The sequence below is a fragment of the Pseudomonas sp. GW822-FHT03F08 genome, assembly GCF_058801265.1.
The window spans coordinates 198024-218133 of sequence record NZ_JBXANC010000002.1 but is presented as its reverse complement, the minus strand read 5'-3'; the positions used below and the strand labels follow the sequence as shown (position 1 = coordinate 218133).

23 protein-coding genes and 1 tRNA gene are annotated in these 20110 nt (G+C 60.4%); 12 read left to right on the top strand and 12 right to left on the bottom strand.

The annotated features are described in order from the left end of the window. Nucleotides 1-14: 14 nt before the first annotated feature. Genes AC1RME_RS04900 through AC1RME_RS04870 form a run of 7 tightly spaced genes read right to left on the bottom strand, consistent with a single transcriptional unit; the run spans nucleotide 15 to nucleotide 7626 of the window. Nucleotides 15-644 carry a DNA repair protein gene (locus tag AC1RME_RS04900; RefSeq protein WP_096821813.1) on the bottom strand — a complete coding sequence of 210 codons (630 nt, stop codon included), beginning with the start codon at nucleotides 642-644 and terminating at the stop codon, nucleotides 15-17. Nucleotides 645-661: 17 nt separating this feature from the next. Beyond that, a complete protein-coding gene (locus AC1RME_RS04895) occupies nucleotides 662-2359 on the bottom strand; it encodes a putative porin (protein WP_096821812.1) in 1698 nt (565 codons plus the stop codon). A 39-nt stretch (nucleotides 2360-2398) separates the two neighbouring features. Beyond that, on the bottom strand, nucleotides 2399-3103 hold the full coding sequence (locus tag AC1RME_RS04890) for an energy transducer TonB family protein (RefSeq protein ID WP_096821811.1): 705 nt from the start codon (nucleotides 3101-3103) through the stop codon (nucleotides 2399-2401). Nucleotides 3104-3106: 3 nt separating this feature from the next. Next, on the bottom strand, nucleotides 3107-3532 hold the full coding sequence (locus tag AC1RME_RS04885) for an ExbD/TolR family protein (protein WP_096821810.1): 426 nt from the start codon (nucleotides 3530-3532) through the stop codon (nucleotides 3107-3109). 11 nt (nucleotides 3533-3543) lie between these two features. Next, on the bottom strand, nucleotides 3544-5343 hold the full coding sequence (locus AC1RME_RS04880) for a DUF2341 domain-containing protein (RefSeq protein ID WP_493090610.1): 1800 nt from the start codon (nucleotides 5341-5343) through the stop codon (nucleotides 3544-3546). A gap of 14 nt (nucleotides 5344-5357) precedes the next feature. Continuing rightward, entirely contained in the window at nucleotides 5358-6953 is a 1596-nt protein-coding gene (locus AC1RME_RS04875; RefSeq protein ID WP_493090608.1) for a ShlB/FhaC/HecB family hemolysin secretion/activation protein, read from the bottom strand. 55 nt (nucleotides 6954-7008) lie between these two features. Next, nucleotides 7009-7626 carry a transposase gene (locus AC1RME_RS04870; protein WP_493090847.1) on the bottom strand — a complete coding sequence of 206 codons (618 nt, stop codon included), beginning with the start codon at nucleotides 7624-7626 and terminating at the stop codon, nucleotides 7009-7011. Between the two features lie 277 nt (nucleotides 7627-7903). Here AC1RME_RS04870 and AC1RME_RS04865 point away from each other — a divergent pair, with 277 nt between their 5' ends. Genes AC1RME_RS04865 through AC1RME_RS04850 form a run of 4 tightly spaced genes read left to right on the top strand, consistent with a single transcriptional unit; the run spans nucleotide 7904 to nucleotide 10015 of the window. Then, a complete protein-coding gene (locus AC1RME_RS04865) occupies nucleotides 7904-9220 on the top strand; it encodes a pyocin-S2/colicin E7-DNase domain-containing protein (RefSeq protein ID WP_493090606.1) in 1317 nt (438 codons plus the stop codon). An 8-nt stretch (nucleotides 9221-9228) separates the two neighbouring features. Continuing rightward, the gene (locus tag AC1RME_RS04860) at nucleotides 9229-9483 is read left to right on the top strand and encodes a bacteriocin immunity protein (protein ID WP_096821805.1); all 255 of its coding nucleotides are present in this window, start codon (nucleotides 9229-9231) and stop codon (nucleotides 9481-9483) included. Further along, entirely contained in the window at nucleotides 9480-9746 is a 267-nt protein-coding gene (locus tag AC1RME_RS04855) for a bacteriocin immunity protein (protein ID WP_096821804.1), read from the top strand. Before AC1RME_RS04860 ends, AC1RME_RS04855 begins: the two co-directional genes overlap by 4 nt. Then, on the top strand, nucleotides 9743-10015 hold the full coding sequence (locus tag AC1RME_RS04850; RefSeq protein ID WP_096821803.1) for a bacteriocin immunity protein: 273 nt from the start codon (nucleotides 9743-9745) through the stop codon (nucleotides 10013-10015). The genes AC1RME_RS04855 and AC1RME_RS04850 overlap by 4 nt, the downstream gene beginning before the upstream one ends. Nucleotides 10016-10018: 3 nt before the next feature. Here the strand turns inward: AC1RME_RS04850 and AC1RME_RS04845 are convergent, their stop codons facing one another. The 3 genes from AC1RME_RS04845 to AC1RME_RS04835 all read right to left on the bottom strand — a co-directional run bounded on the left by AC1RME_RS04845 (nucleotide 10019) and on the right by AC1RME_RS04835 (nucleotide 13060). Continuing rightward, on the bottom strand, nucleotides 10019-11227 hold the full coding sequence (locus AC1RME_RS04845) for a DSD1 family PLP-dependent enzyme (RefSeq protein ID WP_176504881.1): 1209 nt from the start codon (nucleotides 11225-11227) through the stop codon (nucleotides 10019-10021). Nucleotides 11228-11301: 74 nt separating this feature from the next. After that, nucleotides 11302-12630, bottom strand: a complete 1329-nt coding sequence (locus AC1RME_RS04840; protein ID WP_176504880.1) for a D-arabinono-1,4-lactone oxidase — start codon at nucleotides 12628-12630, stop codon at nucleotides 11302-11304. A 76-nt stretch (nucleotides 12631-12706) separates the two neighbouring features. Beyond that, nucleotides 12707-13060: a c-type cytochrome gene (locus AC1RME_RS04835; protein WP_096821800.1), complete on the bottom strand. Its 354-nt coding sequence runs from the start codon at nucleotides 13058-13060 to the stop codon at nucleotides 12707-12709. Between the two features lie 265 nt (nucleotides 13061-13325). Here AC1RME_RS04835 and AC1RME_RS04830 point away from each other — a divergent pair, with 265 nt between their 5' ends. Next, complete coding sequence (locus tag AC1RME_RS04830; protein WP_096821799.1) at nucleotides 13326-14951, top strand: NADP-dependent glyceraldehyde-3-phosphate dehydrogenase; 1626 nt, start codon at nucleotides 13326-13328, stop codon at nucleotides 14949-14951. A gap of 46 nt (nucleotides 14952-14997) precedes the next feature. Next, nucleotides 14998-16038 (top strand): FUSC family protein, encoded by a 1041-nt coding sequence (locus AC1RME_RS04825; protein ID WP_176504879.1) that lies wholly within the window; start codon nucleotides 14998-15000, stop codon nucleotides 16036-16038. Between the two features lie 2 nt (nucleotides 16039-16040). Here the strand turns inward: AC1RME_RS04825 and AC1RME_RS04820 are convergent, their stop codons facing one another. Continuing rightward, nucleotides 16041-16934 carry a DMT family transporter gene (locus AC1RME_RS04820; RefSeq protein WP_096821798.1) on the bottom strand — a complete coding sequence of 298 codons (894 nt, stop codon included), beginning with the start codon at nucleotides 16932-16934 and terminating at the stop codon, nucleotides 16041-16043. Nucleotides 16935-17073: 139 nt separating this feature from the next. Here AC1RME_RS04820 and AC1RME_RS04815 point away from each other — a divergent pair, with 139 nt between their 5' ends. Beyond that, nucleotides 17074-17511, top strand: a complete 438-nt coding sequence (locus AC1RME_RS04815) for an Lrp/AsnC family transcriptional regulator (RefSeq protein ID WP_064381847.1) — start codon at nucleotides 17074-17076, stop codon at nucleotides 17509-17511. Nucleotides 17512-17551: 40 nt separating this feature from the next. Then, the gene (locus tag AC1RME_RS04810; RefSeq protein WP_096821797.1) at nucleotides 17552-17878 is read left to right on the top strand and encodes a YceK/YidQ family lipoprotein; all 327 of its coding nucleotides are present in this window, start codon (nucleotides 17552-17554) and stop codon (nucleotides 17876-17878) included. A 72-nt stretch (nucleotides 17879-17950) separates the two neighbouring features. Here the strand turns inward: AC1RME_RS04810 and AC1RME_RS04805 are convergent, their stop codons facing one another. Beyond that, nucleotides 17951-18622: a Bax inhibitor-1/YccA family protein gene (locus AC1RME_RS04805; protein ID WP_003224442.1), complete on the bottom strand. Its 672-nt coding sequence runs from the start codon at nucleotides 18620-18622 to the stop codon at nucleotides 17951-17953. Between the two features lie 122 nt (nucleotides 18623-18744). On the opposite strand from AC1RME_RS04805, the gene AC1RME_RS04800 reads away from it, so the two are divergent. The 4 genes from AC1RME_RS04800 to AC1RME_RS04785 all read left to right on the top strand — a co-directional run bounded on the left by AC1RME_RS04800 (nucleotide 18745) and on the right by AC1RME_RS04785 (nucleotide 20044). After that, nucleotides 18745-18832: transfer RNA gene (locus AC1RME_RS04800), tRNA-Ser, on the top strand. Between the two features lie 102 nt (nucleotides 18833-18934). Continuing rightward, entirely contained in the window at nucleotides 18935-19318 is a 384-nt protein-coding gene (locus AC1RME_RS04795) for a hypothetical protein (protein ID WP_096821833.1), read from the top strand. Nucleotides 19319-19366: 48 nt separating this feature from the next. Then, nucleotides 19367-19774 (top strand): hypothetical protein, encoded by a 408-nt coding sequence (locus AC1RME_RS04790; RefSeq protein ID WP_096821796.1) that lies wholly within the window; start codon nucleotides 19367-19369, stop codon nucleotides 19772-19774. Between the two features lie 48 nt (nucleotides 19775-19822). Next, nucleotides 19823-20044 carry a hypothetical protein gene (locus tag AC1RME_RS04785; RefSeq protein ID WP_096821795.1) on the top strand — a complete coding sequence of 74 codons (222 nt, stop codon included), beginning with the start codon at nucleotides 19823-19825 and terminating at the stop codon, nucleotides 20042-20044. The last annotated feature ends 66 nt before the right edge of the window (nucleotides 20045-20110 follow it).

Sequence of the window (20110 nt, the reverse complement as noted above, 5' to 3'; positions counted from 1 at the left end):
TATGAGTCTTTTAATCAGTGCGCGATCGCGGCTTGCGGCGCATCGAATTGAGTCTTGTACAGCTCATCGCCGAAGCCCTGAGCCAGTTCATCGAACTTGACCCGGGCGCTGCCAGCGAAGGGCTGGCGGATTTTCATCACCTCGGCCACATCGATGTTTTCGTAGGCGGTGAGAATCTGCTTGGCCACGCCGTACATCTGCTGATTCTTGACCGAACATTGCTGCACTTGTGTGTCACGTTCAGTCAATTGCGCTTGAAGCTTAGACCGTTCTGCCTCTTTGGCACGGGCCATGACCAGTAGCTCGTCATAGGCCTTTTTGAACTTGCCGGTCTGCTCGTTACTCGCCGCCACCTGCGCCTGAGCCTGGCTGTGCAGACTTTGCTGCTGCCCGGCCAGTTGCTCGGCGACGCCTTTGGCCTTGGCCAGTTCGGCGGTCAACTGCTTGATTTGCGCCTGCGCTGCCTTGGCTTCGTTCTGCGCCGCCAGCTGCGCGGCGCTGGCCTGGGCCTGCTGGCTTTGCAGGGTTTGCAGCTGCTGGGTGGTGCTGCGCAACTGAGTGCGCAGACGTTCCTCCATGCCTTCGGCGCTGGCCCCGCTGGCGACTATCAAGCCCAGACCCAACACTAAAAATCGCGCGTTCATAACCCTCTCCCGGCGCCTTAGAAGCGCGTGTTGATCTCGAGCTGCAAGACGTCGATGTCGAACGGCGCGCCATACACCGCCTCGGTGCTCATCCAGCGGCCGGTGGCGTAGACGTTCTTCGCCAGACCGTAGTTGCCACCCAGGAAATAGCCCTTGGCGTTGGTGCCGCCGAGGTGGAACGACGAGTCGTTGAAACCGTCCGGCAAGGCGTCAGGCTGGATGTACTTGTAGCCGGCGAACATATTCCAGTCGCCCTGCTTCTTCAGCTCCAGCGCGCTGCCGAGCGTGAACTGAACCATCCACGCGTTGGCGCCGCTTTCAATGTTGCCGTTGCTGTCGAGGTTGTTGACCAGTTGCCCGGCCGCACGCTTGCGCATGTCGCCTTCGTCGTAGCCGAGGTTGTGGATGTAGTTGCCCTGGGTGCGCAGCTTGAAGTCTTCCGGCAGGTCGGCGTCCCACACGAGGTTCAGGTCCAGCAGGTTGAACTCCGAAGCCAGGCCAACGAATTGCGGCTGCGGCGTGGTGCTCGGATTGAGCGGGTTCGGCGTAATGTCACGCAGCAGGAACACGCTGTTGCCCTTCTGCATGAATGCGGCACGCGTGCCGTCGCTGTCGCAGCCCGGCGCGCCGGCCCACGGCTCGCAAGGGCTGGAGCGCTGGCCCTGGATGTCCTGGAAGCGGTAGTAAGCCAAAGCACCTTTCAAGCGGTTGTTGCTGTTGATCGCCCACTTGGCGCCGACCTGCCCGCCATAAAGCCATTTGTTGTCGCTTTCTTCCTTGTCGAAGCCGTTGCTGGTGGTGGTGTCGTTGGTGTAGTCCACCGGGAACGCGCCGATGGTGCCGAACACGCCCCAGTCGCTGCTGAGTTTGTGGTCGAAAATCGCCGCCACGCCGTCGAAGTTCAGGTCGTTGGAATACAGCATGTCGGTGGACATGAACGGGTTGGCGAACCGGCCACCGGTCAGGGTCAGCTCATCCGATGGTTTCCAGGTCAGGTAACCCTGATCGAGCCAGATGTCTTTCTTGGCGAAGCCGCCGCCAAGGCTCTGGGTGGTCGACACCGGGTTATTGTCCGAGCCGGTGCCGATGCGGATGCCGGCAGTCCATTCCGGCGAAATCACCGCTTTCATGCCCAGTCGGGCGCGCAGGCGGAACAGGTTGGTACGGTCTTCACGGGTGTTGAGCAACGGCGGCAATGCGGTGCTGCTGTTGGGGTTCACGTCGTACGGGCCGTTGTTGTTGAGTTTGGCGAAGTCGACGATTTCGTTGCTGTTGCTGCCCGAGTAGTAGCGCGACTCGTCACGCAGACGAATATCGCCGTCGAAGCTGATGCGCGACGCCCAGTCCGGGAAGGTGTTGGGCGCGGCCCAGTTTTCTTGCTTGGCGGTGGCCATGACCTCGGCCTTGACCTGATCACGGATCTGGTCGCGCACCGCGGCCGGCACGTATTGCACCCGCACATCGCCCGGTGCTGCGACCGGCCCGGCTGCCACAGCGGTAGACGCCGCAGCCTGCTTGGCCTGGGCCGCTTCGTTCTGGGCCTGGGCGATCAGTGCGTCAGCCTTGTCCTGTTTCAGAATGCCCTGCTCGACCAGCAAGCGGATCAGATTGATCGTGGCGTTCTCCGAGGGCGCAGGCGCTGCCGCGGCCTGACCGACCAGGGTCGCGATGACCATGCCGACTGCCAGGGACAATCGATTCACGTTGGAAATCATCTGCACACAACTCCTTTTCATACAGCTTTATGAATTCGGTTAACCCGGACGCCGCCCTTGCAGGGACATGCGCACAGGCAAGGTGATGGAGGCCGGCGGCCGTTCGCTCAGATGCGGCGCGTTACGCAAGGCCGCCAGCACCTGACTGTCGATCTCGGGGTTGCCGCTGGACTTGATCAGCTCGACCCGGGTGATCTCGCCGACGCTGCTCAGCCACACATCGGCCTGCAGCGAAAACGCGAGGTTGCGCAGGTCGGGGTTCTCGCGCAGCAGCTTCTGGAAGGTGAACGCGAGGAACTGGCTGTAGGTGCCGTTGCCCACGCGCCCACCACCGGCACCCGCCATGCCGCCGCCCTTGCCCGCACCGATGTTGAAGGCGTCGTTGCCGCTCTGGGCGTCGCCGTCCATTTGCATCGGGTTGGCCAGGTCGTCCGCCGGCGATGGCGGCGCTTCTTCTTCGGGTTTCACTTCCTGTGGCTCGGGCGTCGGCTCCGGTTCGACGATTTTTTCTTCCACCGGGGTTTCCGGCTCCGGTGGTTTTTCCGGCGGCGGAGGTGGCGGTGGCGGCAACGGGATGATCGTCGGCACTTTCGGCGCTTCGCGGCGAATGCCGCTCATGTCGTTGGCCCACTGCCACAGGAACCACGCGGCGAGTGCCGCGAGAACCAGCCCGGCGCCCCACTTCGCATAGCGCAGGGGCGACGGCTTCACCGGCAGCGGTTCGATCGGAAGTTGTGCGGTCATGACTCAGCCCTGACTCGGTTTGCCGGTGACGAGACCGACCTGGGACAGTTCGAGCCGGCGCAGCAGATCCAGCACTTCGATAACCTTCTGGTACTGCACCGTGGCGTCGCCGCGCACGATCACCGGGAAGTCCGGGTTCTGCGCCTTCTCGATGCGCAGGCGCTCTTCCAGCTCCGGCAAGGTCACCGGGTAGGCGTCGAGGAACACCTGGCCGCCGTCGTTGACCGAAATCGCCTTGGTCTTGGCCTCGGACAGCGACACAGCGGCGCTGGCCTTGGGCAAGTTGATCTGGATCCCGGAGACCTGCGCGGTGGCGGTGAGGATGAACATCACCAGCACCACCATCAGCACGTCCACCAGTGGCGTGATGTTGATGCTGTCCACTGCGGCATCTTCGTCATCGTCGTGGGAGGCATTTACGGACGCCATGTCAGTGCTCCTCAGGCCGGTACGGAATGGTTGGCGTGATGACCGCGCTGATGCGCCGCTTCACTGGACTGGCCTTCGCCGTGCATCTCCGCCAGACGGGTGATGAACTCGTCGACGAACACGCGCATGTCGGCGCTGACTTCCTTGTTGCGGGTGATCAGGCGGTTGTAGCCAAACAGCGCCGGGATCGCGACGAACAGGCCCATGGCGGTGGCCAGCAAGGCTGCGGCCATACCCGGGGCGATGGCGTTGATGTTGACGTCGCCGGCCATGGCCGTGCCGAGGAACACCACCATGATCCCCAGCACGGTGCCGAGCAGGCCGATGTACGGGCCGCCGGCGATGGCGTTGGACAGGGTCGAGAGTTTCGAGCTGAGTTGCTGGTTTTCTCGTGTACGCACACCGTCCATGGAGCAACGGATGGCTTCGATGGTCGCGGCTGAAACCGACGAGGTATCGGCGCCCTGCTCGCGGCGGGTGCGGATCTCTTTCACCGCCACTTGGTACAGACGCCACAGCGGCGAGTGCTGCAAACGCTGGGCGAGTTGCGCGTCGTCCGCGAACATCTCCAGGCGCGTGCCCACCTTGGCGAATTGCACGCGGAAGTCTTCGTTGGCCGCAGTCACTCGGCTCAGGGTGCGGTTCTTGCGCAGCATGATGATCCACGACTGGAACATCATCAGCACCAGCACCGCGATGATCACCCAGGCGTCCACCGGTACGGCGTTGAGCAGGAAGCCGAGGCTGCCGAAACCGAAACCGGACTGTTCTTCATCGACACCGTAAGCGACCAGTTTCGACTCGGCGCCTTGGGAAGTGGCGTCGGCCAGCAACAGCGGCGCCGGACGGGCAACTTTCGACAGGCGCAGTTCATCGATGGCGCCCACAAACGGCTGGAACGCACTCGGGGAAAGATCAGCACCAATGGCCATGACCGAATTGAACGCCGGCATCACCTGGGCCAATGCCGCGCCTTCGCGACCGTTGATGTACAGCGTCACTTTCGCGCCTTCGGCGGTCAGCGCAACGTGCTGCCATTGGCCCGGATTCAGCGGTTGTGTGGCCACAGCGCGCTGGCCGTCGATTTCCACGAACGGCACGCCCTGATTCACACCGACCAGCAGGCTGTTGGCGCCTTCGCGGCGGGCCAGGATCAGTTGCTCGCCGTTGGCCTGATCCAGTCTCAGCCAGGCACTGAAGGTGAACGCGCTGCCAGCGTTATGTTGCAGCGACGGACTGGCCGGCAGCAGCAACGGCTGACCGCTGAACTGCAAGGCCCGCCCTACTACGCCGTCGATGGCGGCGCCGGTCGCGCTCTGCGCGGTGTTGCCGTAGGCAGTGGTGTCTTTCGCCGGGGTGCCGGTGGCGCCTTCGAAGTGATAGAGCGCGGTGTAATTCGGATCGAATGTGAGCTGACCGTTGCCGGTCGCCGGCGCCTTCTGGTTGCCGTAGTACATCCAGATGTCCTGGCGCTGACCGCCCTCGACATTCGGCACATCGACCCAGATCAGCGCCATGCCCATCAGCGCATCGAAGCTTTCGATCTGGTGGTTGAGCACGGTCTTGTCATCGGCCGCGACGAAGCGCAGGTCCGAGCCGTCCTCTTTCACGCCATCAAACGTGAAGTTACCGGTGTGCAGGCGCACCAGCAGCGCGGTGCGGCCGAGGGCCTGATTGATCCCGGCGCCCTGCGGCGTGGTGTCGACGGCGATCTGTTTGCGGTAATGCCAGTCGTCCTGCCACCAGGCCTGAGCCGTGGCCGGGAGCACGAAGCCCAGGCAGATCAACAACGAAAGGAAGAGGCGCTGCATGGAAGTGCTCCTTGTTAGAAAGTGGCCTGAAGGTTGAAGTGCAGGCGCGATTCCTGTTTCGAGGTGTTCGGCCCTTCGAGTAGCGGGTAGCCCCAGTCGACGCTGCCGGACAGCCATTTGCTCAGGCTGGCGCGGGTGCCGAGGCCGACGCTGGCCAGGGCGTAACTGGCGTCCTGATCCGGCAGCTCGTCGCGCAGATACAGCTGCGCGCCTTCGGCAAAGGCGTAGAAGCGCCAGTCCTGCATCCAGGTGCCGGCGTACTTGGCCAGCGACGGTGTGCGAACTTCCTGACTGAGCAGCACGCCGTCATCACCGGTGCGTTCGGCGGCCAGATAGCCACGTACCGAGGTCGCGCCGCCGGCAGAGAATTGTTCGTTGGAAACCAGTGGCCCCGACGCCAGCTGGAACGCGGCTTTGCTTGCGCTCTGCCAGTCGCTGTCGAAGGTCCAGGTGAAGTTGGTATCGCCCTTGAGCACGGCGAAACTCGGGTTGGCGCGGTAGCGTTTGTAGTCGAACTCTTCGTCGGAGCTGCCGTAGCCGAAAATGCTGCGGGTGGCCGCGACCAGGCTCAGGCCGAGGCCGAGCTGGCTCTTTTCGGTGTAGCGATAGCCGTTGTAGGCGAAGGTGAACGGCGCGTATTTCAGCGGCACCTTGTCGCTTTCGCCGGACAGGGTCAGGCGTTCGTCGAAGTCCTTGAAGTCGATGCCGGCCGACAGAGAGTTCGACCAGTTGCCGCTGGACGGGATCGTGTAGATCGCCGACACACCGTAGGAGTGGCCCTTGCCGAGCACGTTGCTGCCGCCGATGGTGGCGACGTTGCTGTCGGACTGGTAACCGGAGAACTGCACGCTCCAGCGGTCGGTCAACGGCGCGGTGTACGAGCCCGACCAGACCTTGGCGTTGTCGGTGTCCTGCGGCGCGGTGAAGTAAGTCAGGTTGATGCTGTGGCCGAGTTGCCAGAGGTTGTTGTAGCCGAGGCTGGTGACGGCGCGGAGTTTTTCGGTATCGGCGCTGTAGTCGTTGTTCAGCCCCACGCTGGCGGTCCACGGGTTCTGGTCTTCGACCTGCAGGTCCACGTCCATGGTGCCGGGGCGCTGGCCTTCGCGAACCAGCGGCATCACCTGGCGGCCCGGGGTCTTGTTGAGTTGCGCCAGTTCGCCCTGGACCTTGGCGAAGTCCGGCACTTCGCCTTCTTTGAGAGCCGGGACGTTGTCGCGAATATCCAGCGGCGAATAGTGTTTGGCGCCGACCACCCGCACCCGGCCGACCTTGGTTTCGCTGACTTGCAGGTAGACGATGCCGTCGGCCACCGCTTGCTCCGGCAGTTCAACGAACACCGATTGATAGCCGCGTTCCTGATAGACCTTCTGCAAGGCGTCCCGCGCGCCTTCGATGTCGCTCAAGGCTTTTTGCGGGCCGAGAAACGGATACACCGCTTCTTCGATCGCCCGCGCATCGAGCACGGTGTTGCCGCGCACGAAGTATTCGTTGACGTCCACCAGACGCTGCGCCGCTGTGTTTTCGGCCTCCTCGGCGAACGCCGGCTGCGCGCCGGCCGTCACCAGCAGCCAGCCCCACAGCGCCAGCCGTGACGTGAAAATCTGATCCACACTACCCCCTGAAATTCGCGATGACCTGTTGGCGCTCATGCGCCTTGCGTGTGCGTCAGTTACTGGCGTTCTTGATTGCTGAAGTGCACGCCCCGGTGTGTTTGCCCAGCCAGGTGTGCAGCAGCGCGAAGTTCAAGGAGAACTCGGGCATTTGCAGCAGCGCGCCGCAGAACACTTCACCGATGATTTTCTGGATGAGCTGCACCGCACGCGGCTCGTTGAGCAGCATGGCGATGTCGCGACTGAGGACGTTGAAGCTCCAGACTTTCTGATTCAGGCCCAGGCCGACGAACCAGCGGAACAGCAGGTTGTAATTGAGCTGTTCGTAGAGCTGCTGCTCGCTGGGCACCGAATACAGCAGTTGCAGGAGCAGGATGTGCATGACCGTTTGCGCCGGGATCAGCATGCCGGGCTGGGCGTTGAGGTCGTGCAGAAGATCGCTGTGACCGTCGAACAGGTCGTCGATCTGCGGGCGCAGCAGCACCAGCGAATGCCCCGGCGGAATGTAGCTGGAGACCTCTTTCAAGGCGCCCTGCCAGTCATCCTGCGACACGATCCAGACCCACGGCGCGCCGTAGCGATACACCGAAACCGGCTTCTTGCGCGCGGCTTCGACGATCTTCGACAGGCGTTGATCGAGTTCCTGCATGCCCACTTTCGAGTAGCGTTCCATAGTCCCCATTGCCTCACTCCCGGCGTCCCGCCTCGGCTTGTGAAAAGCGCCCAAAGGGCCCCTCAAGCGCGTTACATAGGCATGACCGGACTGGCGATGTGCTACCGAACTTTTGTCATAAAAGCTTCATTACAGAAATCCAGTGAGGGTTGAGGACGCCGCAGTAACACCGCGAAACAGGAAATTTCAGCGCTGCATTTAGGAAACGTCCTAACGCCAGGTCAGGGGCCGCCCGGTTAGGTTTCGCGCTTCTTCGGTTACATGCAGAAAAACAACCATGGCGCGGGACAACGACATTCCCCAGGTCTGGGAAGACCGGGGCGGCAATGGCGGCGCCGGACACGGCAGGCTTGTCCCACGGGACATGACGTCGACCGAGTTCGCCGAATTCAAAGCCCGAGAAGCGACCTACGACGCAATGATCGCCCGCCAGCAGGCGTATGAAGATCGGCACTTGCGCCAGGTCGAGCAGCGTCCGCAAGCGCCCGGCCGGGGTTGTGTGTTCGCCAAAAGCTGCAACCTTTCGGACGGCGTGATAGATCACAAAAATCCGGCCGGTTTCATCCCGACCGAACGCTTGGCCGAGTACGGTCAGTGGGCCGTTCTCGGCAGTCAGGTACCGATCAGCGCTGAAGGCGTGCCATTGAAATGGGCGGCAGGCTCCGGAAGCGGTCGGGCGCTGGCCCAGCGGCTCGGCGGTTCGCTCGGGCTCAGCCTGTTGAGTGGCGCCAGTACCGTCGGCACGCTGGCGTTGTTGATCCCCAACACGGATACCTCGTCCGACAGCGCTTTTTACACAACCGAACAATACGCACTACTCGCCAGCGGCCGCACCCGTGTGCGCTTCAGTGCCAAGACACTGCCCGACGGCTCAATCAGCGCCTACGGCTTCTACACGGGTGGCAAGAAAGACTGGGAGTTCGTCCCGGTCATCAAGGCGCAACGAGAAGGCGAACACTTCATCGCCGACCTCGGCCACGGCATCGGCCTGATCTGGACACCTGCCGCCAATCCCGACGACGCGCCCCCCATCCCCGCCCTGGAAGGCGCCCCGCCGCTGCCGACGATCTGGGTCTATCCGCCGGGCGAGAAGACTGACCGCATCCTCGTCAACCCGCAGCACCCGCCGGATTATCACGACGCGATCGTCTGGTTTCCGGTGGATGCGGGGCTGGCACCGATTTATGTGGTGCTCAGCACGCGGTATGAGCCGGGGGTTGTGACGGGGGTGGGTGAGGATGTTGAGGGGATTTGGCTCGCGGGGGCAGGCAATGGGTTGGGTGCTCCGATACCGACGCGGATTGCTGATCAGTTGAGAGGGCAGCGATTCAGAGATTTCGATGCGTTCAGGAAGGCGTTCTGGATCACAGTAAGAAACGATAGAGAGTTCTTCAGCCAGTTCAACAACATCGCTCAAGAGCGCTTACGCTCAGGCAACGCTCCAGTGGTGCGTGACAAGGATGCCACCGGAAACAGAAGCACTTTTGAAATTCATCATGTCCGACGCATTGCAGATGGGGGCCCTGTTTACGATGTAGACAATCTGCGGATAAATACACCAAAAAATCATATTGAACAGCACAGAGCAAAGTAGAGCAGACCATGACAGACATCTCAGACTTCACCGAAACAGAATTCATAGATTTGATTCAGCAGATTCTCGCTGCTAACAAAGCTAATTCGGATGAGGAGTTCGGCGAAATGTTGGCAAAATTCAGAAAGCTTGCGGCCCACCCTGAAGGTACTGACCTGATCTTTTATCCGGAACCGGGTCGGGACAGTTCCCCGGAAGGAATTGCACGCACAGTGAAACAATGGCGTAGTGACCGAGGTTTGCAAGGGTTCAAGCAACAATGAGCGACTCGCTCACCAAAGCCAGCATTACTGACTACACAGAAGCCGAGTTCATCCAGTTGCTACAACGCATCGTTGGGAATGAGGAAAGCGAAGAGAACGAAAACTCGCTCGTGCACCACTTCAATACGATCTGCGAGCACCCTGCTGGCTCCGACCTGATTTTCTACCCGGATGACGGTGCAGATGATTCTGCACAGGGAATCACAAGAACCCTGAAAGAATGGCGTTCATTTCGAGGGCTACCGGGATTCAAGCAAGAATGAATGACTCCTTCATCAAAGCAAGCATTTCTGATTACACAGAACATGAATTCATTAGTTTTGTGGATGAGATTTTCAAAGAAGACAAGGCATCTACGGATGCGCGTGCCGACTTGCTGGTTCGCCACTTCAACAAGATCGTCGGGCATCCGGAGAAGATGAACCTGATCTATCGTCCGCTGCCCGAGGCCGATGACTCAGCGGAAGGAATAACCCGAACCATAAAAGAATGGCGCATATCCCAAGGCCTGCCGGGATTCAAACCCGACTAACCTTCAGGTATACACCGGCCAGCTGTCGACGATCTTGCCGCCACGCACCGCCAGCAAGTCACCGAATTGCAGGAGGACGGCTTCAGTCTGGGTCGGTCGCAGGAACACCTGATCCTCCACCGTCAGCCCGACGGCATTCGAGCCATTGACCATCTCCTGATTCGAACTTCGGCCATACACACCGTTACTCTGCAGGCCCGGCGGTGATTCGAACTCGGCCATCCAGTTGCCGCCGTAGATGAAGAACGTCTGGCGCTGGTTGGCGTCCCACCACGAAAACAGCTTCGACTTGTCGTCCAGCGCCGGAATATTCACCGCCCCCGTGCTTTTCAACACCGGCGTGGCGATGTACGCGGCAGGCTCGTGTTCGACCAGCGACGGCAGATCGTAATGAGTCGGCTTGAGCATCGCCGTCCCCACCGACACTTCGCTGCTGAGATTTTCATTTTCGTGCATGCGGTAACTCGGACTGCCAGCGGTGTTCAGGCACAAGCCGTCATGCCACAGCGCCGGATATTGCTGTCGGGTGAAGTCGACGCAGCGCTGATAAATCACCATCACCTTGGCGAACAGCTCTTCGGGCGAACCGAGCATCCCCGGCACGCCCATGCCCACGAACGGGTCGTAGCCCATGAACCCGGCGAACTCCAGGTGTTGCGGGTTGGCGGCGATCAGCGCGAGCATCTGCCCGAGCACGTTCAGATCACTGACGCCGCCACGGTGCAGGCCGACATCCAGCTCGATGTTGATCCGCATCCGCGTGCTCAAACCCTGGGCCAGCGCTAGGTATTGCTGCAGGCGTTCGGGGTTGTCGATCAGCCATTGCAGTTGCTTCGCCGGGTCGAACGGGCCTTTGTGGGTTTGGTAGAACAGCTCCGCCGAGCGCACCGGCAAGGGCTTGCCGAGCAGAATGTCGGACTGCGGGTAAACCTGTGCATCGTGATTGAGAAACGGCTGATGAAACGACATCAGTCGCTGCGTCCCTGCTCTTTGACCGATGTAGCTGAGCAGCCCCGGCGACGGCAACGATTTCTCCACCAGTCGCAGGTGCTTGCCGGTGCGTTTGACCGAGCGCATCACCACATCGATGTTGTGATCGAGCCGATCCAGATCGATCAGCAACACCGGGCGCATCGGGCCTTTTGCCTTGAGCTCATTGTTCAGCGCCCGGAAATACTCGCTGTAGAGCCCACCGCGATCCCCCGGCCGCAGCCATGCACCAACGCCCACCAGCAAGGCACCGACACCCAAGGTGCCGAGCACGAAATTACGTCGATTGACCGCCATCAGCTCACCCCCAGAATCGACGACAGATGCCCGTTGAGGAACTTGCCACTCGGGTCCAGCGCCTGACGCACCTGAATAAACTCCTGCCAGCGCGGATAGAGCGTTTGCAACGTGCGGGCATTGAGTGTGTGCAACTTGCCCCAGTGCGGACGACCGTTGTACTTCCAGAAAATCGGCTCGACGGCGGCGAAGAAGTTGTGATGGTCCATCTGGTAATGCTGGTGGACCGAGATCGAACAACTGTCGCGGCCCTCGAACATGCTCAGCGGAATGTCGTCGGCCTTCACGTAGCGGTACTCGATGGGAAACCAGGTGCGCAGGTCCTTGTCGCGGATCAGCTTGAGAATCTCGCGCAGGCACGCCGGGCCATGCTCGGCGGGCACCGAATATTCCATTTCGTTGAAGCGCACCGTACGCACGTTGGCGTAGATGTCGAACGAGTCGCCAACCCGGTCATCGAAACTCGCCAGATGCCGCAGGCTGTTGAGCAGCGAACTGCGCAGGTTCGGGAAGTCGCTGCCGTACTTGTCGATCTTCTCGATCAGCGTCACGAACTCGTTGCCGCCCTCCTCTTCAGGCGGGATCGGTGGCGTGGGCGGGTCGGTGGTTTCGTTGAGGGCGATCGACAAGGCGTAGTCGGAATGAGTGACGACGAGCATTTCCCAGTGCTGGTTTTCGCGGGTGTTCTTGTCGATGTCTTCCAGCAGCTCTTCGGTCTTGGCGATCCACTGGGTTTCGCGCAGGCGATAGGCCGGGCGGTTTTGCAGGCGGATTTTGGTGGCCACGCCCAACGCGCCGAGGGATACCCGGGCGGCATTGAATACTTCGGGATGTCGCTGGCTGTCGCAGTCCAGCACTTCGCCGTTGGCGGTCACCAGTTGCATCCCGCAGACATGGGCCGAGTAGGACTGAAAGGTTTTGCCGGTGCCGTGGGTCGAGGTGGAAATGGCCCCGGCGAGGGTCTGGTAATCGATATCGGCCATGTTTTGCAGGGCCTGGCCGATGTCCTTGAGCGGCGTGCCCATGCGCGACATCGGCGTGCCGGCGGCGAATTCGGCCTGCAAGGTTTTCGGGTCGTGTTCGAGCAGGCCGTTGAAGTAACTCAGCGACAACAGCGTGCCGTCGGTAGGCACCAACGCGCTGAAGGAATGCGCCGAGCCGACCGGGCGAATCTTGCCCGGTGCCTGCTGGATCACCGTCGTCAGTTCATCCAGATTCTTCGGCGCTACCCGCGCCGCCGGCAGGCAACTCTGCCCGCCCGACCAGTTGCGCCAGGGAATCAGCCGGGGCGCGCGCATCAACTGGCCCAGCGCCGGATTGGAGGCCAGCGCGCTGAACGCCCCGACGATGCTTGCCCGTTGCAATAACTGCCGGCGTGTCAGATCTATCGGCATGCCAGGATCCTTATTGTGGGAGCGGCTGATCGGCCATGAAGCCGATCAACTGAAGGAATTGTTCTTCCGAGCACTCGACGCACTGGCCCATTGGCGGCATGCCGTTGTAGCCGTTGATGGCGTGGTCGAGCAGCGTGTCGACGCCCTGCTGGATGTGCGGTTCCCAGGCCTTGCGGTCACCGGTCAGCGGCGCATTCGCAGCGGGGTTGGCGTGGCAGAGCTGACAGCTGTTGGCGTAGATCTGCGCCAGCGCCGGGTCTTTGGGAATGGTGTTGTTGGTGCTGGCCGGGGGTTTGGGGTCTTCGCCGCAACCGGCCAGTGCAGTGACCAGCATCAGCAGCAACGTGATTCGGGATGCCCGCATAACGATCCTCGCGTGGGTGCCACTTATTGTTGTGACCACACCTTAAGGCAGCGACGGCGGCGGGTTGAGGGCATTGCGGGCCAGTGAAGGGGGCAAACGGGGACAGTCGGGATGCGACTCGGGATCGAATAAAAGGTGGGAATCTTGTTGAGCCCTCTGTCCTGCGCCTTTGAGTGACATTCGCGTGACATTTGCGGGTTTAAATTTCAGCGCGTTCAGGCGTATAACCGTTACAGACTTTTTCAATGACACGCGGGGTAGCGACATGACCACAGCAAACATCCTTGGCAACCTGTTCCCTTCTGTCAGCGACATCCCGGAAAAATACCGTCTCGACGGTCAGGTCGAACAACGCGAATACCTGGTCGATGGCCAGTTGCGCCGCTGGGACGGCCCGCTCGCCACCGTGCGCAGCCCGGTCTATCTGAAGGGTGACAACGGCGACGAACAAGTGATCCTCGGCAGCACGCCGCTGCTGGACGCCGAGACTGCCCTCACCGCCCTAGACGCCGCCGTCCGCGCCTACGACCGGGGCCAGGGCCTGTGGCCGACCATGCGCGTGGCCGAACGCATCCAGCACGTCGAAGCCTTCCTCGGGCGCATGCGCCAGCAGCGCGACGCCGTGGTGAAGTTGCTGATGTGGGAAATCGGCAAGAACCTCAAGGACTCGGAAAAAGAGTTCGACCGCACCTGCGACTACATCGTCGACACCATCAATGCGCTGAAAGAACTCGACCGCCGCTCCAGCCGTTTCGAGCTGGAACAGGACACCCTGGGCCAGATCCGCCGCGTACCGCTCGGTGTGGCGCTGTGCATGGGCCCTTACAACTATCCGTTGAACGAGACCTTCACCACGCTGATTCCGGCGCTGATCATGGGCAACACCGTGGTGTTCAAACCGGCCAAGCTCGGGGTGCTGCTGATCCGTCCATTGCTCGAAGCTTTCCGCGACAGCTTCCCGACCGGTGTCATCAACGTCATCTACGGCAGCGGCCGCGAGACCGTGAGCGCGCTGATGGCCAGCGGCAAGATCGACATCTTCGCCTTCATCGGCACCAACAAGGCCGCCAGCGACCTGAAGAAACTGCACCCGAAACCGCACCGTTTGCGCGCCGCGTTGGGGCTGGATGCGAAGAACCCCGGCATCGTCCTGCCCGAGGTCGATCTGGATAACGCGGTCAGTGAAGCGGTCACCGGTTCCCTGTCGTTCAACGGCCAGCGTTGCACCGCGCTGAAGATCCTGTTTGTGCATGAAGACGTGGTTGAGAGCTTCATCGAGAAATTCAACGCCAAACTGGCCAGCCTCAAACCGGGCATGCCGTGGGACAGCGGCGTGTCGCTGACGCCGCTGCCGGAGTCGGGCAAGGTCGATTACCTGCACGGCCTGGTGGCCGATGCGCAGAGCAAAGGCGCCCAAGTGGTCAACCCGAATGGCGGCGAGTCGCGAGAGTCGTTCTTCTATCCAGCAGTGCTGTACCCGGTGACGCCACAGATGCGCGTGTATCAGGAAGAACAGTTCGGCCCGGTGGTGCCAATCGTGCCGTACCGTCACCTCGATACCGTGATCGACTACGTGCTGGAATCGGATTTCGGCCAGCAACTGAGCATCTTCGGCACCAACCCGGTGGCCGTCGGCCGATTGGTGGACACCTTCGCCAACCAGGTCGGGCGTATCAACCTGAATGCCCAGTGCCAGCGCGGCCCGGACACCTACCCGTTCAACGGGCGCAAGAACTCCGCCGAAGGCACGCTGTCGGTACACGATGCGCTGCGGGTGTTTTCGATCCGTACGCTGGTGGCGACCAAGTTCCAGGAACCCAACAAGGATCTGATCAGCGAAATCATTCGCGGACGGGATTCAAACTTCATCGCGACCGATTACATCTTTTAAGGAGGAATCAGCGCTGAGCACTTTCAGCCCCCACCGCTGGCCGCCGCTGTTGCGGCGGATCCTGCGGCCGCTGCTGGACCCGTACCGTCGCTACCGGCACGCGCGGTTGATTCATGCGGTGCGGGTGGCGCTGGGGTTACTGGCGACGATCCTGCTGACCACCGGCATCAACCTGCCCCACGGCGAGTGGGCGTCGGTGACCATGCTGGTGGTCATCGGCGGTTTGCAGCACCACGGCAACATCGGCAAGAAAGCCGCCGAACGCGCCACCGGCACCTTGATCGGCGCCGGCGTCGGCCTGTTGTTGGTGGCGCAACAGGCATGGCTCGGTCTGCCGTGGCTGACCTATTTTGCAATGGCGGTGGTGTGCGGATTCTTCTCGTATCACGCCATCGGCAAGGGCGGCTACACCGCCCTGCTTTCGGCCATCACCGTTTTCATTGTCGCCGGGCATGGCGACAACCCGATCACCGACGGGCTGTGGCGCGGGGTCGATATCCTGATCGGTATCGCCCTGGCCCTGGCTTTTTCCTTCGCGTTGCCGCTGTACGCGGTGTATTCGTGGCGCTACAACCTGGCCGACGCATTGCGCGATTGCGCGACGGTGTACGGGCGGATCATCAGCGGTGAGCCGGTCTCGGCCGATGAACACTTGAAACTGATGGGCCGGTTGAACACGGTGATGGTGCAACTGCGCTCACTGATGCCATCGGTGTCCAAGGAAGTGAAGGTCTCGATGACCGAACTGGATGCGATCCAGCGCAACCTGCGCATGTGCATCAGCACCCTGGAAATCCTCGGCAATACCCGGCCGGACACCAACGATCCCGAAGCGATGGCGCATCTGCAATCGGCATTGAAGGCCGAGCACCGGCAGATTCGCGTGCAACTGATCGGCATGGCCCGCGCCCTGAAAACCGGTGCAACCCAGCGTCTCGGGCGCCCGGTGGAATTACCGGACGCCAGCCTTGACGCCCCGGTCTACAACCCGTTGGACGGTTACCGTCTATTGACCCGGCAACTGGCGTCCAACATCGGCGAAATGCGCCAGCGCCTGGCGAAAACCGCGCCGCGCTGGAACATCTGAGGTTACTGCGCCGCCAGCCGTCGGGACTTGAAACCCCAGCCCTGTTGCATCCCGGCGGCGGCCAGCAGGATGGCCGCCACGCCTACCCATTGCAGGGTTTGCAGTTGATGGCCGAAGGCAAACCAGTCGACGAAAATCGCCGCAATCGGGTAGATGAACGACAGCGCGCCAGTCAGTGCAGTCGGCAGTTTCTGGATCGCCCCATACAGCAGCACATACATCAGGCCCGTGTGAACGATGCCCAGCGTGACCAGACTCGCCCAGGCACTGGGCGCTTGCGGCAGCGCGCTGAAGTGAGCAAACGGTGCGAGCATCAACACCCCGGTGCAGACCTGGATCAACGCAATCAAGTGTGGCGGCGTGCCGGTCAGGCGCTTGATGATCAACGCGGCGATGGCGTACAACAATGCCGCGCCAAGGGCCAGGGCGATCCCCATCAGGTAGTCATTGCCGCCCTCGCCTTGCTCGCCGTGGGCACTGACAATCGCCAACATGCCGAGGAAGGAAATTCCCAGCCAGAACAGCTTTTGCAGGGTGATCTTCTCGCCAAGAAACAGCGCCGCCAAACCCACCAACATGAACGGCTGTACGTTGTACACCGCCGTGCCGATGGCAATCGACGCCCGGGAATAGGAGGCGAACAGCAACACCCAGTTGCCGACGATCGCCATGCCACTGAGCACCGCCAGCAGGAATGTGGTGCGCGTCAGAATCCCCGGACGCAAGAAACCGAACGCGGCGCAGATCAGCAGCAAGGTGCCGGCGCCGAATACGCAGCGCCAGAACACCACGTCCAGCACCGGTTGGCCTGACACCAGTACGAACCAGCCGATCGTCCCGGATATCAGCATGGCAGCGGTCATTTCAAATGAGCCGCGACGGATTGGGTTGTCCATCATCAATCTCCTTAATGTGTGGCAAAAGTATGCCAAGCGAGACCGGGGCTTCTCCAGCGCAAAAAGCAGGCTAAACTCGATTTCTGCCTTTTTTATCAAGGGTAGTTTGCGTCATTCGCCTAATGCGGGAGATTTTTGTATGACCGACGATATCGACCAGATCCTGATCGGGGCCTTGATGGAAGACTCCCGGCGTTCGCTCAAGGCGCTGGCGCAAATCAGCGGCTTGTCTTCACCGAGCGTGGCCGAACGCTTGCGGCGCCTTGAAGAGCGCGGCGTACTCAAGGGCTACACCGTGGAGATCGATCCTAAGTGCTTCGGCTACCAGTTGCAGGCCATTGTCCGGGTGCGGCCGTTGCCGGGGCAGTTGCAGGAAGTGGAACGGCAGATCCTGTCGATTCCCGAGTTCACCGAATGTGACAAGGTCACCGGCGAGGACTGTTTTATCGCCCGTCTGCATGTGCGTTCGATGGAGCAACTCGACACCCTGCTCGACCGGCTGAACACACTGGCGGAAACCAATACCGCGATCGTCAAGAAGACCCCGGTGAAACGTCGATTGCCTCCCATGGCGTGAGCGGCGTAGATTGAGTTTTTTCCGGCGAAGGATTGGCGGCATGAAAATTCAGGCAATGACGCTGGCGGCGTTGATGTTGGCTGGGTGCGGGACGGTGCAGACCGTGGCGTTCAGTGACAAGTTTTCTACCGACCAGTTGAAGGCTAAAAAATCTTACTGCGGCGCCGTACCGCGCATCTACAGTGGCGTGACGTATGACTTCTGCATGCTGCACGCCGAAAAGCCGGATGACGTCGATGCGTTCGACTACAAGAACGCGACACCGGGTCTGCTGGTCGATGCGGCCGTGTCGGGAGTGCTCGATACATTGCTGTTGCCCTACACGATCTACAAGCAACAGGCCGATGGCAGTATCGAGATCAATTGATCGTCTGCTCCCTTTTCGCAGGCAACAAAAAACCCGCTTTCGCGGGTTTTTTGTTAACGCCGATTCAACCAATCAGTCGTCGCGGCTCATGATGCCGAAGATCTGCAACAGGCTGATGAACAGGTTGTAGATCGATACATACAGGCTGATGGTCGCCATGATGTAGTTGCGTTCGCCGCCGTGGATGATGGCGCTGGTCTGGAACAGGATGCAGACCGACGAGAACAGCACAAAACCTGCGCTGATCGCCAGTTGCAGGCCGCTGATCTGGAAGAACATGCCCGCCAGAGTGGCACCCAGCAACACGAAGAAACCGGCGGTGATGAAACCACCGAGGAAGCTCATGTCCTTGCGGGTGATCAGCACGTAGGCCGACAGACCACCGAACACCAGTGCAGTCATCGCGAACGCCGAGCTGACCACTTCAGCGCCGCCCTGCATGCCCAGGTAACGGTTGAGGATCGGGCCGAGCAGGAAACCCATGAAACCGGTCAGGGCAAACGCGGACACCAGGCCCCAGGCCGAATCACGGAGTTTGTTGGTGAGGAAAAACAGCCCGTAGAAGCCGATCAGCACCACGAAAATGTTCGGGTAGCCAACACGCATCTGCTGAGCTACGAAAGCCATCACGCCGCTGAATGCAAGGGTCAGCGCCAGTAGGCCATAAGTGTTGCGCAGGACGCGGCTAACCTCTAGCTGCTCAGCCTGCACGCTGTTGTGAACTGCGTAATCCTGTTCGCGCATGGCGACACTCCTGTTGGTTTGAAACGTTCAGTCGCAAAGATCATAACAGACGCTCTGTAACAAGCCATGCACAGAGTTTGACAGTGTGTTTCATTCAGGTATTATGGCGCCCGCAACGCAACGGAGGTGTGGCCGAGTGGTTTAAGGCAACGGTCTTGAAAACCGTCGACTGTAACAGGTCCATGAGTTCGAATCCCATCGCCTCCGCCATATTTGATACGACAAAGCCCTGATTATTCAGGGCTTTGTCGTTTCTGGTGTTCTGAAAATTCTGCGGTCATCATGGCGGTCCTTCAGAAAACCGAGCAATCCATGACAAGGCTGTCATTCGCCATCCGAATTCTGTTCGCCTGCTGTCTTTTGGTGGCGACTACCAATCACATTCGAGCGGATTTCCAGCATGGGTTGTTCTGGGATTACGGATATGGGCCGAGCACTCTTTGGGCCAGCCGCATTTTCTGGGCAGCGCTTACGTTTCTGGACCCGCTGGCAGCGCTGCTGCTGTTCATAAAGCCCAGGGCTGGAATCTTCCTGACTGCAGCAATCATTCTGGCGGACGTCGCCCACAACACCTACTACGTTGCCCTGAATCACCAGTGGCTGGAGCTGTTCTACCTGTCTCAGGTGGCGTTTCTTATAGCGGTAGTTCTACTTTCGCCTGTCGTCTGGAGAAAAGCGCCCGCACCCTCTCCTTAAAATAAAAACCTTTATTATCGTTCCATTAGCAAAATCAGGATAAGACTCATGGGCGCGCCCATTATTATTGGCAACAGCTATGACCTCTGGGTCAGCAACAGCATGAAAGATACCTTTTGCGAGGTACTAACCGCGGTCGCAATCCTGGAAGGTCATGATGTGAAGGCCATATACGACGAGGCTCCAGGTGTAGCGGGCACCTATGGTATTCCAGGCGTGGGTATCGTTCTCGACGAGTTCTATCTCTATCTTGGCGGGTTTTCAGGCGTTCGACGCCACCTCGATGTTTGCCGAGCACGACTAGGCGAAGTTATAGAGTCTTGCGGACTGTCGCCAGTTGGTGCAGAACGCATGGCACACCTACTGGCATGGGCTGCATACCACATGGATGGCAACCCGATCCCTATAGGCGGCTCTTTCTATGAGGACTGGCCCCCTTTATTTTCTCAAGCCTAACCAACAGATAAACATCTGCCGAATCAAGCGGCATACGGAAAAACACGGATGACTTCTTTCAGAAATCTTGGCTTCTGGGGCAAAGTCTGGGCCTGTGCCTGGATAGCGTTCCTGCTGCTGACTTCCGGCGATTCAGGCGCTAACTGGATGGATATAAGCTCATCCGGCCGCAAGCGTGTCTTCAGTCCTGGCTTTCTCGTGCTGTGCGTATTTGTAGCTGTGGTTGAGCTGATACTACTCAACCACTTCTATGGTGCGCGAATGAAGTGAAGGCAAGGCAAGGCAGATCACGTGGTGTGGGCCCTTGTGCTGCAGATTCATCAGGCTTGTGTTCTT

What these genes read in the sequence shown, in the direction of transcription:
- AC1RME_RS04900 (WP_096821813.1), bottom strand. Translation starts at nt 644, where the DNA reads ATGAACGCGCGATTTTTAGTGTTGGGTCTGGGCTTGATAGTCGCCAGC.
- AC1RME_RS04895 (WP_096821812.1), bottom strand. Translation starts at nt 2,359, where the DNA reads ATGATTTCCAACGTGAATCGATTGTCCCTGGCAGTCGGCATGGTCATC.
- AC1RME_RS04890 (WP_096821811.1), bottom strand. Translation starts at nt 3,103, where the DNA reads ATGACCGCACAACTTCCGATCGAACCGCTGCCGGTGAAGCCGTCGCCC.
- AC1RME_RS04885 (WP_096821810.1), bottom strand. Translation starts at nt 3,532, where the DNA reads ATGGCGTCCGTAAATGCCTCCCACGACGATGACGAAGATGCCGCAGTG.
- AC1RME_RS04880 (WP_493090610.1), bottom strand. Translation starts at nt 5,343, where the DNA reads ATGCAGCGCCTCTTCCTTTCGTTGTTGATCTGCCTGGGCTTCGTGCTC.
- AC1RME_RS04870 (WP_493090847.1), bottom strand. Translation starts at nt 7,626, where the DNA reads ATGGAACGCTACTCGAAAGTGGGCATGCAGGAACTCGATCAACGCCTG.
- AC1RME_RS04865 (WP_493090606.1), top strand. Translation starts at nt 7,904, where the DNA reads ATGGCGCGGGACAACGACATTCCCCAGGTCTGGGAAGACCGGGGCGGC.
- AC1RME_RS04860 (WP_096821805.1), top strand. Translation starts at nt 9,229, where the DNA reads ATGACAGACATCTCAGACTTCACCGAAACAGAATTCATAGATTTGATT.
- AC1RME_RS04855 (WP_096821804.1), top strand. Translation starts at nt 9,480, where the DNA reads ATGAGCGACTCGCTCACCAAAGCCAGCATTACTGACTACACAGAAGCC.
- AC1RME_RS04850 (WP_096821803.1), top strand. Translation starts at nt 9,743, where the DNA reads ATGAATGACTCCTTCATCAAAGCAAGCATTTCTGATTACACAGAACAT.
- AC1RME_RS04835 (WP_096821800.1), bottom strand. Translation starts at nt 13,060, where the DNA reads ATGCGGGCATCCCGAATCACGTTGCTGCTGATGCTGGTCACTGCACTG.
- AC1RME_RS04830 (WP_096821799.1), top strand. Translation starts at nt 13,326, where the DNA reads ATGACCACAGCAAACATCCTTGGCAACCTGTTCCCTTCTGTCAGCGAC.
- AC1RME_RS04820 (WP_096821798.1), bottom strand. Translation starts at nt 16,934, where the DNA reads ATGGACAACCCAATCCGTCGCGGCTCATTTGAAATGACCGCTGCCATG.
- AC1RME_RS04815 (WP_064381847.1), top strand. Translation starts at nt 17,074, where the DNA reads ATGACCGACGATATCGACCAGATCCTGATCGGGGCCTTGATGGAAGAC.
- AC1RME_RS04810 (WP_096821797.1), top strand. Translation starts at nt 17,552, where the DNA reads ATGAAAATTCAGGCAATGACGCTGGCGGCGTTGATGTTGGCTGGGTGC.
- AC1RME_RS04805 (WP_003224442.1), bottom strand. Translation starts at nt 18,622, where the DNA reads ATGCGCGAACAGGATTACGCAGTTCACAACAGCGTGCAGGCTGAGCAG.
- AC1RME_RS04795 (WP_096821833.1), top strand. Translation starts at nt 18,935, where the DNA reads ATGACAAGGCTGTCATTCGCCATCCGAATTCTGTTCGCCTGCTGTCTT.
- AC1RME_RS04790 (WP_096821796.1), top strand. Translation starts at nt 19,367, where the DNA reads ATGGGCGCGCCCATTATTATTGGCAACAGCTATGACCTCTGGGTCAGC.
- AC1RME_RS04785 (WP_096821795.1), top strand. Translation starts at nt 19,823, where the DNA reads ATGACTTCTTTCAGAAATCTTGGCTTCTGGGGCAAAGTCTGGGCCTGT.